The following is a 16,097-nucleotide window of genomic DNA, read 5'->3' on the forward strand; positions in this document are numbered from 1 at the left end:
CCTCACAGTCCGGCCTGGGCGTTGCGCGGGGCATCGCCGACAGGGCCGCGTTTGCACAGGGTGGCCTGGACTTTCTGGGTACCGCTCTCCGGCCCTTGCAGCTCGACGGCGAGCAGGGTCTGCCCGGCCCAGTCCTCGTCTTCACGCAACTGGAAGGCGAAGCGGCCATCGGTGTCGGAGGTGGTCGGCTTCTCGATCTTGATGTCCTCGTGGCGGCCGTTGAGGTACCAGAGGGTGGCCTGCATGACCTTGACCGAGGTGTCTTCGAAGCGGATGTCCAACTGGTGGTTGCGGTTGGTCAGGTCCTTGATCACGCCATCGCGGCCGTTGACCATCAGCTCGTTCTTGCCTGGCTTTATCGCGGTGCTGGCGCTCATTTGCGCCGGCTTGCCTTCGCAGCCGTTGTCGAGCAGGGCGAGCATCTGCCGCCAGATGGTTTCCTGGTTCAGCGGGTACAGCGGGGAGAATTCCCAGATCAGGATCTTCGGCGGGTTCTTCTTGAATTCCTCGCTGCCCAGGTACTGGATCATCGAGCCTTCCAGGCCGCCACCGGGGAAGGCGACGTTGAGCACGTCGGCGCCGATGTACTGTTCCAGGAAGCCCGAGAAGTTGTAGTTCTTGCCGCTGTGGCTGGTACCGACCAGGGTGATCTGCGCGTTGCCGGAATCACCGAACAGGTCGTCGCTGCCGCCGCTGGAGCCCTTCGGCTCGGTGGCGAACTGGTCCATGTACTGCACCGCATAGCTGGTGCCGCACAGCTGGCCGGCGACGTTGTGCAGGGTGCCGGTCTTGCCCATGCGCCCGGACTTCTTCGTCTCGAACTCCTTGCGCGGGATGCCTTCGAAGGCCGGCATGGCGTGCACGGTCTGGGCCACGATCTTCGCTGCGCGCTCGGCGCCGTACGGGGTCCAGTGCTGGTCGCCGCGGAAGTAGAAGTCCTTGCCCTGGTCGGCGGCGGCCAGTTGCTCGTTGGTCAGCGGCGACAGGTCGGGAACGTTGTAGCCCATGGCGCGGAAGCGCTTGAGCATGGCCTGGTAGTTGCCCAGGGCCTTCTGGTAATCGAACTTCGCCTTTTCCTCGGGGGTGAGCATGTTGCGGTTCACCAGGCCGCGGGTCGGCTGGTAGACCACCACCAGCTCGATGCCGCGCGCCTTGAAGGCGTCATGCAGTTGTTGCAGGCGCTTGTAGCCGGCGGGCGTGGTGTCGAATTCGGTACGCAGGTCTTCCCGGGTACGGAACAGCCAGTCGCCCTTGGCCTGGACCAGGGTGGTGAAGTTCTGCTGGTAGCGCGTGGTGTAGCGGCTCGCGTCGTGGGCCTCGGGGCACAGCTGGCAGCACGGCTCGGCGGTGAAGCTTGGGGCGGTGACCTGGTCGGCGCGCGCGCCGTTGGCGATTGCCAGCAGGGCGGCGCTGAGGCCCAGGAGTTTGATCAGGTGTGGAGTCATGTTCGGGCTTCCTCAGTCTGCCATTTCGGTCTGGCGTTCGACCGGATCGATCAGCACGGCCTTCTGCTGGCGCACCATCAGGTCGAGGATCTCGTTCTGCCGTTCGCCCAGCACGCCGGACAAACTGATACCGCTGGCCTTGCTCGGCGCCAGCATCGACACGCGGTACAGCTCCACGCTCAGCGGCGAGTCGATGGACAGCGGGCCGCTGCCGTTGGCCGCCAGCTCGCCGCCGACCACGATCAGCGAGACCTTGGTGTCGAAGGGGTCGAGGGCGATGTTGCGGTCGGTGTCGGAGAGGTCCTTGATGTGGCCGTAGACACCGACCAGGCCGTTGGCCATGGCGAGGTTTTCGTACAGGCGGATATTCACGCTGTTGCGCACGCGGATGCCGTGGCGGCGGTTGCTGATCAGCTTGTTGCCCCAGATCAGGTTGTCGCCGCTTTCATACAGGGTGATGCCGTCGGTGTGGTTGCGGTAGATCTCGTTGTAGGCGATCAGGTTGTTGACGCTGTTGCGGTCGATCACCACGCCGGAGAGCTTGTTGTCATAGCTCTTGTTGTTGATGATCCAGCTGTCGTTGACCTCCCGGGAAATGATGATCCCGTGCTTCTTCTTGGTGCCGTACACCGTGTTGCCGGCGATGATCAGGCGGTGCGAACGGTCGTGGGGGTCGATGCCGTAGACGATGTTGTCGCTGTAGGTGTTGTCCTTGACCACGAAGTCGCTGGTTTCATAGCAGTAGAAGCCGTACCACATGTCGCTGAAGGTCGAGCCGATGATCCAGCCGGTGGGTTCGGCGCGGCCCATCTGCTTGGCCATGTTCGGCGTGTACTGCGAGATGCTCACGCCATAGGATTTGCTTTTCGCATAGCCGAAGCTGGCCATGGTGCTGTTGACGATGTAGGTCTCGGTGCCGCCCCAGGACAGCAGGAACGGACGGAATTCGTCGGGCTTGCGGAAGGTCGCCGGGCCGTTGTCCTTCTCGCGCCAGCCGATCACCCGGGTGTCGCTGACGAACAGCTTGCCGTCGTTGACCAGGAACGAACCGCCCTCCTGGGACAGGCGCAGTTCCTTGACCTTGCCGTCGATTTCCAGGGTTGCGCCGTTGCCGACCACGATTGGCAGGCGGGCCAGGTACACGCCTGGCGAGGTCTGGCGGAGGAAGCGCTCGGGAACCTTCTTCGCCAGCTCGGTGAAGTTCACGTGGCCGCCGTCGATGAAGATCGCCTGGGGAATGCCGCGCTGGCGGGCCACCCATTCGGCGCCCTTGTTGTCGCCACCGATGAACTCCTTGAGCACGTCTTCCTGGAGCATGCGTCGCACCGAGACCTTGCCCGGCTTGCGCCGGTCGATCTTCTTCTGCACGGCCTCGGCGGTATAGCCGGAGAGGTCCGGCAGCTTCGGCGGATCGAGGTGCAGCGGCTCCACCGGCGCGGTGCTGACGGTGTAGGTCTTGGCCTGTTGCAGCTCCTTGGCCACTGGCGCCGGCGCCTGGCCGTTGCTGGCCTGGGCGACGCTGGTGGCCAGCAGCAAGGCGCCGGCCAGCAGGGTGTGAAGCCTGTTCGGGTGAAGGGTCATGTCAGTGCTCTCCGCTCATCAGAAGCGCCAGACCACGTCGATGAAGGCGCGGTGCATGTACGAGTCGGCCTCTTTGCCGTAGGCGTCGCCCGGCTTGAACACGCCGCCGCGAAAACGCACCAGTGCCGAGGGTTCGTCGATGGATTTGCTCAGGGCCGCCGGTAGCAGGCCCTGCTTGAAGTACTTGGTGACCACCAGGTCCATCTCCTGCCCGACATCCTTCTCGCCCTGGACCAGCGGACGGTTGATGCCGCCATCGTCGACCACCGCGTTGATGCCGCTGCCGCCGATGTTCTGGTCGCCGTCGACGCGCCAGAACTTGTGGTAGATCAGGCTGGCGTCGTAGTCGTCGCGCAGTTGCCAGGAGGTGAACAGGGTGGCCGCCTGCAGGTTGCCCAGTTCGCCGCGGAACGCCTCGCCGAAGCGGTGCACGCGCGAGCGCGTGCCGGTCCAGTTGGAGCGGTTGGATTCCAGGCCGGTCTGCTCGTAGTTGCTGGAGCCGTCGTCGCCGCCGCCGCCGCTGCCACGGGCATAGGCCGCACCGACCTGCCAGTTGGGGTCGAGGCGCAGGCGAATGCCGAGGTCGGTGGCCCAGGCGTTGACGTCGCCGCTTTGCTTGCCGGTGGCGACCTGCTCGCCGCCCACGCTGGTGCTGCTCAGGGTGTCACGATCGCCGGTCAGCCAGGTCACGCTGCCCCAGTAGTTGAGGGTGTTCTGGTTGCGCCAGTTGTAGGCGTCGCTGTTGGCTTCCAGGCCCAGCCAGGTGAGGTCGCCGGTGCGGGTCTTGTCGAGGGCGTCGAGGGTCTCGCCCGGGCTCTTGAGCTTGCCGTCGTCGTGGGTATGGTGGGCGCGCAGGCCGACCCAATGGCCCGGCGTCCACTGCGCGGCGATATCGCCGTAGACGTGCAGGCGGTCCTTGTCTTCGGCTGCCAGTTCGGTGAGGTCGGTGCGGTATTCGCTGAAGCGCTCGGCCACGCCCAGGTTGGCGCGCAGCAGGGTGGTGTCGAAGGTCCAGTTCAGCGCTTCGATATTGGTGTCGCGCCACATGCCGTCGTCGTTGCGCAGGCGCTGGCGGCCGAAGCGCAGCTCTTCGCCGGGGTAGGCGGTGAAGCCCTTGTAGCCGACCCAGAACTCGCGCATCGCCAGGTAGTTCTTCTTGGCTTCGCGGTCGTCGTTGCTGCTGTTGGAATCCTGGATCTCGCTGCCGTCGGCGGACTGGCGGCTGGTGTCGGTCTCGATGATATCGGTGGCCGCCACCGCCTGGCCCATGGCGTAGGCGCTCCAGTCGCCGCGCTCGAAGTACACCCAGGGGCGCAGGTCGATACCGAGGCCGTTGACGTCGCCACCGTCGCGGGTGCCGAGGTCGCGGTCGTCCTCGGACTGGCCGGTGATCTTCACTTCCAGGCCGAAGTTCTTCTCAGCGGTTTCGGCGGCCAGGGTCGGGCACGCCCAGAACAACGCGAAACTCAGGCCGATACCGGCTTTCATCCACGGGTTGAGCATCATAGGGAAGAGTCCTCACCTTGTTCTTCTTCATCGCCTTTCACGGCATGCAGCGCCAGCGCACCCGGGCCTGGACCGAGGGCGCCGCGGGCGGCGCGCTCCTGTTCCAGCAGGCGCTGGGCGGCGGCTTTCTGTTGCGGATTCAGTTGGCTGTCCAGCTCGCCGGCCAGGGCGGTGGACTGTTCGCTCGGGTTGGCCTGCGCCAGTTGCGCGAAGACCCATGCATTGACCGGGTTCTGGCGAATGCCGTGGCCTTCGCTGTACAGCTGGGCCAGGGCGTAGTCGGCGCTGAGCTGGCCGCCTCGGGCGGCCTGGAGCAGATGGTCGACCGCTTTCTGCGGTTCGACGGTGCCCAGGTAGCCGCGGCGATAGAGCTGGCCGAGGTAGTAATGGGCGCTGACCTCGCCGGCTGCGGCAGCGGCCAGCAGATGGGTCTCGGCCAGCTTGGCATCGGCGGGGATGCTCTTGCCTTCGTAATAGAGGCGACCGAGCAGCAATTCGGCGCGTGGCTGTTCAGCGTCGCGGCCCTTGTCGATGTATTCCATCAGCTTGTCGCTGTCGCCCAGTTCGGGGAAGTCGTACAGCAGTTGCGCCAGGCTGACCCACGACGCCGGATTCTGCGGGGCGATGTCTTCGAGCAGGGCCTGGGCGGTTTTCTCGTCGGTCTGGCCGAGGCTGCGGTCGGCGAGCACGCGGGCCACGCTGTCGACCCGGCTGGCCGGAACGGTGCCGCGCTGGTAAGCGTTCTTGAGCTGGTCCAGCAGCGCTGCCTGCTGTTCCGGCTGGGCGCGTTTCTGGTACACGGTGGCCAGTTCGACGTAGCAGATATCGGTGCTGTTCAGGGCCGCCTTGCAGATCCGTTCGACCTCGTCCAGATGCTGGTCGTAGGTGCCTTGGGTGCGGTAGAGCAGGACCTGGGCCAGGCCGGCCTCCGGGTAGCCGGCGCTGCGCCACTGGTCGATCTGCTGCTGGGCGTTCACCTTGGGGAAGCTCTGCGGGTATTGCAGGTAGAGCATCGCCAGGGGAATCAGGGTGTTGCTTTCGCCATTGGCGAAGGCCTGTTTCAGCAGGGTTTCGGCTTCGTGGCGTTCGGCTTCGCTGCTGTCCGGCTTGGCCACCAGCAGGCGACCGAGACGGGCCTGGGCGCGGGACGAGGTTTCAGCGGCAGCGCGGTAGGTGGCCTCGGCCTGCTTGAGTTCGGCCGGGTCACCGGTTGCCACCTGGATGTCGGCGAGGCCGACCTGCGCTTCGCTGTAGCCGAGGTCGGCGAGTTGCCGGTAGTTGCGTTCGGCGGTGGCGGTGTCGCCGTTCTTCAGGGCCTCGTTGGCCAGGCGCTGGTCGGGCAGGCCGGCGCAGCCGGTGAGGCTGATCGCCAGGGCCAGGGCACAGAGCAGTGGTACTGCTGAGGGCCTCATCGCGAGTGAACCCGCTCCCACAGGGGTTCCGCGCTCTCCTGTGGGAGCGGCGGTTCGGCGCCCCGATTTACCCGCGATTGGGTGCGACACGTAGTAACTGTTCATCACCGAACTCCTCTTCAGAGCCCATGCGCCATGGCGCTGTCGATCAGCCAGTCCAGCGACGGGCCGCGCTTGGCGTTGACGCTCGCCGGCAGGCCGACCATCTGGCTCGGCAGCGGTGCATCCGGCTTGATCTGCACGCGGATGTCCGAGGACAGGTCGTCGCTGTTGAGGTTGGCGCTGCTGACGATGCGCCCGGTGCGCTCTTCGCCGTCGCCGGCGATCTGGAAGTTGACCCGGGTGCCTGGCTTGACGTCGTCGAACTGGCGATAGCTGAAGCGTGCGTCGATGGTCGGGGTGCTGGTGCGCGGGATCAGCTGGAAGATCACCGCGCCCTTGGCCGCGTACTGGCCGTCATCCACCAGTTGGCGGGCGACGATGCAGTCGCACGGGCTGGTAAGGGTGCCGCTCATCTGCTTGCCGAACAGTTCCTCGACCTTGGCCGGTTCCAGTTGCTCGTCGTCCAGGTGGCCCTTGAGCAGGTCGAGCATGCTGGTGCTGAACGAAGCCAGCGGCGCGCCCTTGACGACCTCGGCACCGTTTTCCACCAGGGCCTGCAGGGTGCCGTCGCGCGGCATGGTGACCTGGGTGGTGGGCACGCTGACCACGCCGGCTTCGGCATGGCTGACGAAGTACACGCCGTACACCGACTTGGCGATGAAGGCGAAGGCGGCGACGCCGACTACGAACACGCCGAGGCTGAAGGTCACGGCGCGCAGGCGGCCCAGCGGGCTGAGGCCGCCGCCGTCGTTCTTCTGCTTGCGCGCCTTGGTGAAGTTGTCGCGCTGCAGGGTACTGAGCACGTCGCCGATGCTGATCAGCTCGCCGGACAGGTGCGAGGTGATCAGGTGGCGCAAGGTGGCGATGTCGCGTGGCTCGAGGTTCTGGAACTGCACGCCGGTCCGGCCGTCGGCCGCGTTGTGCGAGCGCACCTGGAACTCGATATCCATCGACAGGCCCAGGTTGTCGACGGTGAACTGCAGGCGTCCGCGCATCACTTCGCCCACGGGCAGCGGCTGTTTGGCGTGGAAGCTCAGGCCGCCTGCGGAAAGGTCTTCGACCTTGACCTCGACGGTCTCGCGGTTCGCGTTCAGGTAGCGCAGCCTGGCCGGGATCTTGACCCGGGCATGCTGGCGCTGGGTTTCGGACTCATGCACGACATTGACATTCACGGCGGTATTCATGGCGATGTTTTCCTGTTGGATCCGTAGGGTTGCGGCGACTCACACGACCACGAACAGCACAGCAACGAAGATGCTGGCCGCCGAGAAGGTCATGGTCCGGGAGGACCAGGTGTTGAACCATTGCTGGAAGCTGGCGAGGTCGCGTTTGAGTGCGGTGGGCTGGCGGGTCCAGGACTGGCGGTCGAGGCGGAAGAACACGTAGATCTTCATCAGCGCGCCGACGATCTGGTTGTAATAGAGGATCAGCGGGTAGGCCGGGCCGATCTTGTGTCCGGAGCACAGCAGCATGATCGTGAGGATCAGGCGGGTGATGCCGATCCACAGCAGGTAGGCGAGGATGAACTTGCCGCCGAACTTGAAGCTGGCGATCAGCGCCACGGTCAGGCCGAGCAGGCTGGTCCACATCGAGACGCGCTGGTCGAACAGCACCACGCTGGTGAACAGGCCGAGGCGGCGCATCCCCAGGCCCAGGGCGCGGGAGTTCTGCCGCAGGTTGTTGCCGTACCAGCGGTACATCAGCTTGCGGCTGGCCTTGAAGAAGCTCTTTTCCGGCGGGTGCTCGACGGTGTTGATGTCGGCGTCGGGCACGTAGAAGGTGTCGTAGCCCAGGCGCATCAGGCTGAACCAGCTGGACTTGTCGTCGCCGGTGAGGAATTTGAAGCGGCCGAGGCGCCAGTGGTACAGCGAGTCGCTTTCGACGTCGGCGATGAATTCGGGGTTGGTGACTACCGTGGCGCGGAACATCGACATGCGCCCGGTCATGGTCAGCACGCGCTTGGACAGGGCCATGGAGCACATGTTGATGTGGCGTTGGGCGAAGCGCAGCTTATGCCATTCGCTCATCACGTAGCCGCCGCGCACTTCGCAGAATTCGTTGGTGGTCAGGCCGCCGACATTGCCGAACAGCTTGAACCAGGGCACGGTCTTGCGTACCACGCCTTCGCCGAGCACGGTGTCGCCGTCGATCACCGCAACCACGGCATTCTCGTCCGGCAGGTGGCGGGAGATGGCGCGGAAACCGAAGGCCAGGCCGTCGCGCTTGCCGGTCCCGGCGATGCGCACGAAGTCCAGGCTGACGTGTTCCGGCGGGTTGTACTTGGCCCACAGGCTCTTGATCAGCAGCTCGTCGGACATTTCCACCAGCGAGCAAACCACGGTGGTCGGGTAGCCGCACTGGATCGCTTCGCGGATAACCGAGCTGTACACCTGGGCGGTGGTCAGGGCGTCGATGCGGAAACTGGTGACCATCAGGTACACGTGGGACGGATCGGCCGCCTTGCCCAGCTTGCGCACCTGGCGCCGCAGCCGTGGGTAGACCACGTAGAGGAACAGCATGCCGCGCACGAAGTGGGTCGCGCCCATGGAATAGCGCCAGATGCCGACGGCGCCGATCAGGAACAGGAAGTCCTTGGAGTCGGGGTCGAACAGGGTGTTGGGCAGGGCCAGGGCGATCAGCATGAGCAGGCTCACGTAGAACAGCCAACCGGCGGCCTGCAGCAGGCCGTGCTTGAGGCTTTGCATGTTCAGCATCCGTATCGGTGACGGGACGTTCGAAAAAGCGCGCGGGGCCGCAGGGCCCCGCGCAGCCTGCTTACCAGCAGATACCTTCGGTACGGCTGGCCGGGCAGGTGGTCTTGCTCATGAAGCCGACCAGGTCGATCACCTGCTTGCCGGCCGGGGCCTGCTGGGCCAGGGCACGGAACTGCTCGTCGCGGTTGCCCAGGACGATGATCTCGGCGTCGTCGATGACCTTCTGGAAGTCGTCGTTGAGCAGCGAGGAGACGTGGGGGATCTTCGACTCGATGTAGTCCTTGTTGGCGCCATGGACCCGGGCGTACTGCACGTTCTGGTCGTAGATGTTCAACTGGTAGCCCTTGCCGATCAGGCGTTCGGCCAGTTCCACCAGCGGGCTTTCGCGCAGGTCGTCGGTGCCGGCTTTGAAGCTCAGGCCGAGCAGGGCGACCTTGCGCTTGTCATGGCTTTCGATGATGTCGAAGGCGTTCTGCACCTGGGATTCGTTGCTGCGCATCAGCGAGTCGAGCAGCGGTGCCTTCACGTCGAGGCTGCCGGCGCGGTAGGTGAGGGCGCGTACGTCCTTGGGCAGGCACGAGCCGCCGAAGGCGAAGCCCGGGCGCATGTAGTACTGGGACAGGTTGAGGGCCTTGTCCTGGCAGACCACGTCCATCACCTCGCGGCCATCGACGCCGACGGCCTTGGCGATGTTGCCGATCTCGTTGGCGAAGGTGACCTTGGTCGCATGCCAGACGTTGCAGGTGTACTTGATCATCTCGGCGACTTCGATGTCCTTGCGGATGATCGGCGCATCGAGTTCCTCGTAGAGGGCTTGGAGCACGTCGCCGCTGGCCTTGTCCAGCTCACCGATGACGGTCATCGGCGGGTGGTCGTAGTCCTTGATCGCGGTGCTTTCACGCAGGAACTCGGGGTTGACCGCCACGCCGAAATCGATGCCGGCCTTCTTGCCCGAGCAGTCTTCGAGGATCGGGATCACCACGTTCTTCACGGTGCCCGGCAGTACGGTGCTGCGTACCACGATGGTGTGACGGCTGGCTTTCTCGCGCAGGACGAAGCCGATCTCGCGGCACACCGACTCGATGTACTCCAGGCCAAGGTCGCCGTTCTTCTTGCTCGGGGTGCCGACGCAGATCATCGACAGGTCGCTGTCGCGGATGGCCTGGGAGAAATCGGTGGTGCCACGCAGGCGACCGTTGGCGATACCCTGTTGCAACAGGGTTTCCAGGCCGGGTTCGACGATCGGGGACTTGCCCTGGTTGATCAGGTCGATCTTGGTTGCGGAAACATCCACGCCGATGACCTCATGGCCCCGGGCAGACAGGCATCCGGCACAGACTGCACCCACATAACCCAAACCAAAGATGCTGATACGCATCGCATTCACCTCATGTAGTTAGCTACGCCGATTCCATTCAAAGAACCGGACCGGGTTGATTACCAGCCGTTTTTCGGGCGCGCGAAACCGAAGCGAAAGTTCCGGGGTTCGCACGCAGGCATAAGTAAGTTGTGAGCGCTTAAATACATGCACTCAAATAAGGCAGCCAATGGCCATAAAACGGGGCATGCCCCAAACGCTAGCCGTCTTTATTGCAGTACCGCTGTTTCAATACTGCAGTGCTTGTTCTTTCAACTGGATTAAATCCTTTGAAATCAACCACTAGGACGAATTTTGAGTGCGTCTTCTCCTGGGCCTGAGCGGTGCTCCGGACGGGTTCCGGGCATAGGCTCGACTGGGTCCGTACAACTTCCACACTGGAATGTTTGTTATGTAAGTCATTTCTCACATGCTGCTCTGGAAAATCGTTACCGGTGGTATGAGCGGCTATCCGAGGGATAGTTCCGGAGGTGCGGGAGGCGTGGTGAAAGATTTTTTAATATTTTTTAATGGTGGAATACTTTCAATCTGATAGCACGCGGGAGTTTCACCCCGATATATACGGGGCGAACTTGGGGTGGGATGGTTTTGTGCCATTACGGAAAATTTTTTCAGGATTTTTCGTCAAAAAACTACGAACGGTCTTATGGCGTTTTGCGATAACGCAAGAAGGGTGGTTTTTTGGCGCCGGGATGTTGGCGGATTTGAGGGGCAGGGGGATTTGTTTTGTTCATGATGGCCTCATCGCTGGCAAGCCAGCTCCCACAGGTTCCGTGGGAGCTGGCTTGCCAGCGATGAGGCCATCGGCCATACGGCAGATCAATCGTCAGGATGATCCCGCAGGAACACCAGATTGTCCGGTTTCGACTGCTCGGCACTGTAGTAGTACCCCTGCACATCGAACTGCTTGAGCTGTTCCGGGTCGTTGATCCGCTCCTGGATCACGAAACGGCTCATCAGGCCCCGGGCTTTCTTGGCGTAGAAGCTGATGATCTTGTATTGCCCGTTCTTCTGGTCGCGAAACTCGGTATTGATCACCCGGGCCTTGAGCGCACTGCGTTTCACCGCGCTGAAATACTCGTTGCTGGCCAGGTTGAGCAGCAGGTCGTCGCCTTGCTCGGCCAGCGCCTGGTTCAACCATTCGCTGATCCGCGTGCCCCAGAAGGCGTACAGGTCCTTGCCGCGGGCGTTGGCCAGCTTGGTGCCCATCTCCAGGCGGTAGGGCTGCATCAGGTCCAGCGGGCGCAGCAGGCCATAGAGGCCGGAGAGCATGCGCAGGTGGTCCTGGGCGTAGCTGAAGTCGTCCTCGTCCAGGCTTTCGGCATCCAGCCCGGTATAGACGTCGCCCTTGAAGGCCAGCAGCGCCTGCTTGGCGTTGACCGGGGTGAACTGCGGGGTCCAGCTGCCGAAGCGCGCGGCATTGAGGCCGGCGAGCTTGTCGGAAAGGTGCATCAGCTCGCTGATCTGCGCCGGAGACAGCTCGCGCAGTTGCAGGATCAGTTCCTGGGAGTCGTCCAGGTATTGCGGCAGGGTGAAGCGCGAGGTCACCGGCGGGGTGTCGTAGTCGAGGGTCTTGGCGGGGGAAATCACCGTCAGCATAAGGTCGGCTCCTTGGATCGTCGGGCGATTCTACGGGGCGCGACTAATGTTCTCCAGCTATCGCGGCGATAGGCACAAGCGCTGCTATAGTGCCCGGCGGATCAATGCAAGAGTGTTCATCGTGCGTAAAGCCCTCGTCGCCCTGACCGTCCTGCTGGCCTTCGGCGCCCAGGCCGCTGTGCAGCCCGTTGCCGTTTTCGATCGTGCTGCCTGGCCGGAGACCCTGGATACCCCGGTGCTTTTCGACGTGGCCTCGCGGGCCGAGATCCTTTCCTTCGCGCGGGTACTGAGCGAAAGCGAAGTCCTCGACGACGCGACCCTTACCGCCCGGCTGCAACTGCGCCAGGCCAATATGCCGATGATCCGCGAAGTGCGTGAGCGCTTATGGCGCACCCTGTGGCGCAACTACGACATGGCCCAGCAAAGTTGCGAGCAGGATGCGTCGTTCTGCTACGTGGTGGAAAACCTCGGCGACCTGCGCCGTACGGCTGCTACCTTCGCCGTCGAGGCCGACTCCTTCTATGCCGGTTGGGCCGAACCGAGCCGGCAGTTCCATATCGCCTACCTGAACGAAATCCTGCGCAAGGCCGCGCTGTTTCCTCAGACCGCCAGCGAGGTGGCGCTCTTCTCGCCCCAGGAACTGACGGGGGACCGCCTGAATGACCGCCTGTTCCTGCTTAGCTTCGACGGCGGCCCCAGCGTGATCCCCGGCAATACCGAAGCCCTGGCCACCTTCCTGCGCAAGCAGAAGCTGCATGGCCTGTTCTTCGTTCTCGGGCAGAACCTGCAGAACCGCCGCGACCGGCAGTCGCTGCAGGCGCTGCGGGACATGTATCGCGGGCAATGCGTCGGTACCCAGGGCTGGCAGTACCGTTCCCATGCGCAGTGGAAGGACTGGGAGGACTCGGTGATTCGCGGGGTGGCGCGGGCGCAGAGCGATCTGCCGGAGCAGTACGTGCCGCTGTTCCGCCCGCCCTACGGGCAACGTCGTGCCGACAGCCCGGCCTTCTTCGCCAGTCAGAACCTCAGGGTCGCCCTGTGGGATATAGACGCCCAGGATCTCGGCGCACTGACCGCCGAGCAGTCGGCGCAGCGCACCCTGACCTTGATGCTGCTATGGCGTCGCGGCCTGATCCAGCTCAACGACAGCCAGCCCAAGGCCCTGGAAGTAGTGACCTGGCTGCTGACCAATACGGCACGAAGCGGGATCGGCTGGGAGGACTGCCGCGACTTCGCCGGGCAGTGATCGGACGGGGAGTGGTGAAAGGATTCAACGCAGTCCACTCCTGACTGTAGTCGGGGTTTCCCGGCTCGCCAAGGGCTATTCGTCAAAGCGAAAAATAAACTTCACCAACCGGTAAAAACGCTTTTTCCTGCAATGGTTTTTGCGGTATGTAGGAGTCAGACGGCCGAATCCTGCAGCCAGGTGGCGTCTCCAGGGACCTTCCTTATGCAGGTGTACTTCCCGCCCGTAACGACGCGGATACGGGAAGAACGGCGTCACTCTGCGATGCAGCCGTAGCGCATCGTGTAGCCCCACATAAGGTGACCGAGTATGGATGACCAAGGACGCACTTCTTCCTCCGACCAGCCAATCCTGTATGTGTTGGACACCAACGTCCTGATTCACGACCCCAATGCCCTGCTCAATTTCGAAGAACACCACGTCGCCATTCCCATGACGGTGCTGGAAGAACTCGACAAGCTCAAGACCGGCAAACATACAGTCGCCGCCGAATGCCGCCAGGCCATCCGCCTTATCGACCAGACCCTGGGCGATGCCACACCGTCCGATGTCGAGTTGGGTGTCCCCATCCAGCGCGGCAAGAGCGGTCCGAAGGGGTCGCTGTCGATCCTGATGACCGAGCGCACCGAACCCAATCGCCTGCTCCCTGAACACCTCAACGACAACATCATCATCAACCAGGTCCTGGACCTGCGCAGCAAGCACAAGCATCGCGACGTGGTGCTGGTGACCAAAGACATCAACATGCGCCTCAAGGCCCGCGCCTGCGGGATCGCGGCCGAGGACTACAGCACCGACCAACTGGTCGATGACGTCAGCCTGCTATCCAAGGGCTATCACTCGGTGACGGGCTCCTTCTGGGATCGCGTTGCGAAGGTCGAAACCCGTCAGGAGCGCGGCCGTACCTGGCATCGGGTGCAACTGATCGACAACCTGCCGGCGGTTCATGTGAACGAGTTCATCATCGATGAACAGGGCTTCGTTGGCTGGATCAAGGGCATCAAGGACAGCGAGCTGCTGCTCCTGGACCTGCACCAGGAACCGCTGCTGCACCAGGAGGCCTGGGGCCTCAAGCCGCGTGACATCCACCAGGGCCTGGCGCTGTTCGCCTTGCTCGACCCGGATATCCACCTGGTCAACCTGACCGGCGCCGCCGGTTCCGGCAAGACCATCCTGGCGCTGGCAGCGGCGATCGAGCAGACCATGGTCAGCAAGCGCTACCGGCGCATCATCGCAACCCGCAGCGTGCAGGGCCTGGACCAGGAAATCGGCTTCCTGCCCGGCACCGAGGCGGAAAAGATGGAGCCGTGGCTCGGCGCCATCACCGACAACCTCGAAGCCCTGCACATGGATGACGAGAGTACGCACGGCAGTGTCGAATACATTCTCGAAAGGGTCCCGTTGCAGTTCAAATCCCTGAACTACATCCGCGGGCGCAGCTTCCAGCAAAGCCTGATCCTCATCGACGAATGCCAGAACCTCACCCCGCACCAGATGAAAACCATCATCACCCGTGCCGGTGCAGGCTCCAAGGTGATCTGCCTGGGCAACCTGGCGCAGATCGACACGCCCTACCTCTCGGCCACCAGCTCGGGCCTGACCTACCTCACCGAGCGCTTCAAGGACTTCCCGAACGGGGTGCATATCACTCTGCAAGGGGTACCGCGGTCGATTCTGGCCGAATACGCCGAGTCGCATCTGTAAACGACAGCACCGGGCGGCCCAGCGCCGCCCGGCTTTTTTTCGCTGCCAGATCCTGACTCGCGGGTTTACAATCCCTACCCCCGATCAGGAGTTCCCTCTGTGCTGACTCATCTCGATTCCCAGGGCCGTGCCGCGATGGTCGATGTGACCGACAAGGCCGTGACCTTCCGCGAAGCCGTGGCCGAAGCGCGTGTGCGCATGCTGCCGCAGACCCTGAGCATGATCGTCGACGGTGCCCATCCCAAGGGCGATGTGTTCGCCGTGGCGCGTATCGCTGGCATCCAGGCGGCGAAGAAGACCAGTGATCTTATTCCGCTGTGCCATCCGCTGATGCTGACCGGGGTGAAGGTCGAGCTGAGCGCCGAGGGCAGCGACTGCGTGCATATCGTTGCGCGCTGCAAGCTGTCCGGGCAGACCGGGGTGGAGATGGAGGCGCTGACGGCCGCCAGCGTCGCCGCGCTGACCCTCTATGACATGTGCAAGGCGGTGGACCGCGGCATGACCATCGAGAGCGTGCGTCTGCTGGAGAAACTCGGCGGCAAGAGCGGCCATTACCAGGCTGATGCGCAATGAAGATCAATGTCGTGTATTTCGCCCGCTACCGCGAGGTGCTGGGGCTCGATGGCGAAACGCTGGAAGGCGATTTCGTCCGTATCGAGGATGTGCGCCAGGCCCTGCTCGGCAAGGGCGAGGCCTATGCGGTGCTGGCCGGGCAGAACCTGATGTGCGCGCGCAACCAGGATCTGTGCAGGACGGACGAAACCCTTGCAGACGGCGACGAAGTGGCTTTCTTCCCGCCGGTTACCGGAGGTTGAGATGAGCGTCAGGGTACAGGCTGCGCCTTTCGACCCGGGAGCGGAAACCAGTGCCATGCATGCGGCCAATGTCGGTGTTGGCGCGGTGGTGGCGTTTGTCGGCTATGTCCGCGATTTCAATGATGGCCTGGATGTGGCCGGGATGTTTCTCGAGCACTACCCAGGCATGACCGAAAAGGCCCTGGGCAAGATCGTGGCCGAGGCCGGGCAGCGCTGGCCGTTGCTCAAGGTCGAGGTGCTGCACCGGGTCGGGGCTCTGCAGCCAGGCGAGCCGATCGTCTTCGTCGGCGTCGCCAGCGCCCATCGCCAGGCGGCGTTCGACGCCTGCAATTTCATCATGGACTACCTCAAGACCCGGGCACCGTTCTGGAAGAAGGAGCAGACCAGCGAAGGGGAGCGCTGGGTCGAGGGCAGGCAGAGCGATACCGATGCGGCGGGGCGTTGGTAGACAACACTTCTGAAAACCATGCAAAACCCTGTGGGAACAGGGTTTTGTGTTGTTCTGGCGATTTAGGCTGTTGTGTTTCCATACGATAAAGTCCAGTATGGATTAACAAGTACAAATAACCACCGGCCCTCGGGCCCGACTCCTTTC

The 16,097-nt window shown here is 63.4% G+C and carries 13 protein-coding genes; 5 read left to right on the top strand and 8 right to left on the bottom strand.

What is annotated here, in order from left to right; genetic code table 11:
* Window positions 1-2: 2 nt before the first annotated feature.
* The 8 genes from ACPFMA_RS05035 to yaaA form a co-directional block, all read right to left on the bottom strand.
* Window positions 3-1,445, bottom strand: a complete 1,443-nt coding sequence (locus ACPFMA_RS05035; RefSeq protein ID WP_064302419.1) for an alginate O-acetyltransferase — start codon at window positions 1,443-1,445, stop codon at window positions 3-5.
* A 12-nt stretch (window positions 1,446-1,457) separates the two neighbouring features.
* Window positions 1,458-3,026 carry a mannuronan 5-epimerase AlgG gene (gene algG, locus ACPFMA_RS05040; protein ID WP_064302420.1) on the bottom strand — a complete coding sequence of 523 codons (1,569 nt, stop codon included), beginning with the start codon at window positions 3,024-3,026 and terminating at the stop codon, window positions 1,458-1,460.
* An 18-nt stretch (window positions 3,027-3,044) separates the two neighbouring features.
* Window positions 3,045-4,532, bottom strand: coding sequence for an alginate export family protein (locus ACPFMA_RS05045; RefSeq protein ID WP_425929789.1), 1,488 nt, complete (start codon window positions 4,530-4,532; stop codon window positions 3,045-3,047).
* Window positions 4,529-5,944, bottom strand: coding sequence for an alginate biosynthesis TPR repeat lipoprotein AlgK (gene algK, locus ACPFMA_RS05050; protein ID WP_420058582.1), 1,416 nt, complete (start codon window positions 5,942-5,944; stop codon window positions 4,529-4,531). The genes ACPFMA_RS05045 and algK overlap by 4 nt, the downstream gene beginning before the upstream one ends.
* 119 nt (window positions 5,945-6,063) lie before the next feature.
* Entirely contained in the window at window positions 6,064-7,230 is a 1,167-nt protein-coding gene (locus ACPFMA_RS05055) for a PilZ domain-containing protein (protein WP_425929790.1), read from the bottom strand.
* A gap of 39 nt (window positions 7,231-7,269) precedes the next feature.
* Window positions 7,270-8,751 (bottom strand): mannuronan synthase, encoded by a 1,482-nt coding sequence (alg8, locus tag ACPFMA_RS05060; protein ID WP_009395031.1) that lies wholly within the window; start codon window positions 8,749-8,751, stop codon window positions 7,270-7,272.
* A gap of 70 nt (window positions 8,752-8,821) precedes the next feature.
* On the bottom strand, window positions 8,822-10,138 hold the full coding sequence (locus ACPFMA_RS05065) for a nucleotide sugar dehydrogenase (RefSeq protein WP_425929791.1): 1,317 nt from the start codon (window positions 10,136-10,138) through the stop codon (window positions 8,822-8,824).
* Between the two features lie 819 nt (window positions 10,139-10,957).
* Window positions 10,958-11,737 carry a peroxide stress protein YaaA gene (gene yaaA / locus ACPFMA_RS05070; RefSeq protein WP_425929792.1) on the bottom strand — a complete coding sequence of 260 codons (780 nt, stop codon included), beginning with the start codon at window positions 11,735-11,737 and terminating at the stop codon, window positions 10,958-10,960.
* A gap of 121 nt (window positions 11,738-11,858) precedes the next feature.
* On the opposite strand from yaaA, the gene ACPFMA_RS05075 reads away from it, so the two are divergent.
* The 5 genes from ACPFMA_RS05075 (at window position 11,859) to moaE (ending at window position 15,950) form a co-directional block, all read left to right on the top strand.
* Entirely contained in the window at window positions 11,859-12,983 is a 1,125-nt protein-coding gene (locus ACPFMA_RS05075; RefSeq protein WP_425929793.1) for a polysaccharide deacetylase family protein, read from the top strand.
* Between the two features lie 309 nt (window positions 12,984-13,292).
* Window positions 13,293-14,687, top strand: a complete 1,395-nt coding sequence (locus ACPFMA_RS05080) for a PhoH family protein (RefSeq protein ID WP_009408163.1) — start codon at window positions 13,293-13,295, stop codon at window positions 14,685-14,687.
* Window positions 14,688-14,786: 99 nt separating this feature from the next.
* Window positions 14,787-15,260 (top strand): cyclic pyranopterin monophosphate synthase MoaC, encoded by a 474-nt coding sequence (gene moaC / locus ACPFMA_RS05085; protein WP_064302425.1) that lies wholly within the window; start codon window positions 14,787-14,789, stop codon window positions 15,258-15,260.
* The gene (locus ACPFMA_RS05090; protein WP_425929794.1) at window positions 15,257-15,502 is read left to right on the top strand and encodes a MoaD/ThiS family protein; all 246 of its coding nucleotides are present in this window, start codon (window positions 15,257-15,259) and stop codon (window positions 15,500-15,502) included. Before moaC ends, ACPFMA_RS05090 begins: the two co-directional genes overlap by 4 nt.
* Window position 15,503: 1 nt before the next feature.
* Complete coding sequence (gene moaE, locus ACPFMA_RS05095) at window positions 15,504-15,950, top strand: molybdopterin synthase catalytic subunit MoaE (protein ID WP_425929795.1); 447 nt, start codon at window positions 15,504-15,506, stop codon at window positions 15,948-15,950.
* Window positions 15,951-16,097: the final 147 nt, after the last annotated feature.

Origin of the sequence: Pseudomonas sp. NyZ201, assembly GCF_049860765.1 — a bacterium.
Taxonomy (GTDB): Bacteria; Pseudomonadota; Gammaproteobacteria; order Pseudomonadales; family Pseudomonadaceae; genus Aquipseudomonas; species Aquipseudomonas bharatica.

Coding starts and splice junctions, on each gene's coding strand:
- algK (WP_420058582.1), bottom strand. CDS start 5,944: ATGAGGCCCTCAGCAGTACCACTGCTCTGTGCCCTGGCCCTGGCGATC.
- ACPFMA_RS05045 (WP_425929789.1), bottom strand. CDS start 4,532: ATGATGCTCAACCCGTGGATGAAAGCCGGTATCGGCCTGAGTTTCGCG.
- alg8 (WP_009395031.1), bottom strand. CDS start 8,751: ATGCAAAGCCTCAAGCACGGCCTGCTGCAGGCCGCCGGTTGGCTGTTC.
- ACPFMA_RS05035 (WP_064302419.1), bottom strand. CDS start 1,445: ATGACTCCACACCTGATCAAACTCCTGGGCCTCAGCGCCGCCCTGCTG.
- yaaA (WP_425929792.1), bottom strand. CDS start 11,737: ATGCTGACGGTGATTTCCCCCGCCAAGACCCTCGACTACGACACCCCG.
- moaE (WP_425929795.1), top strand. CDS start 15,504: ATGAGCGTCAGGGTACAGGCTGCGCCTTTCGACCCGGGAGCGGAAACC.
- ACPFMA_RS05055 (WP_425929790.1), bottom strand. CDS start 7,230: ATGAATACCGCCGTGAATGTCAATGTCGTGCATGAGTCCGAAACCCAG.
- algG (WP_064302420.1), bottom strand. CDS start 3,026: ATGACCCTTCACCCGAACAGGCTTCACACCCTGCTGGCCGGCGCCTTG.
- ACPFMA_RS05080 (WP_009408163.1), top strand. CDS start 13,293: ATGGATGACCAAGGACGCACTTCTTCCTCCGACCAGCCAATCCTGTAT.
- ACPFMA_RS05090 (WP_425929794.1), top strand. CDS start 15,257: ATGAAGATCAATGTCGTGTATTTCGCCCGCTACCGCGAGGTGCTGGGG.
- ACPFMA_RS05065 (WP_425929791.1), bottom strand. CDS start 10,138: ATGCGTATCAGCATCTTTGGTTTGGGTTATGTGGGTGCAGTCTGTGCC.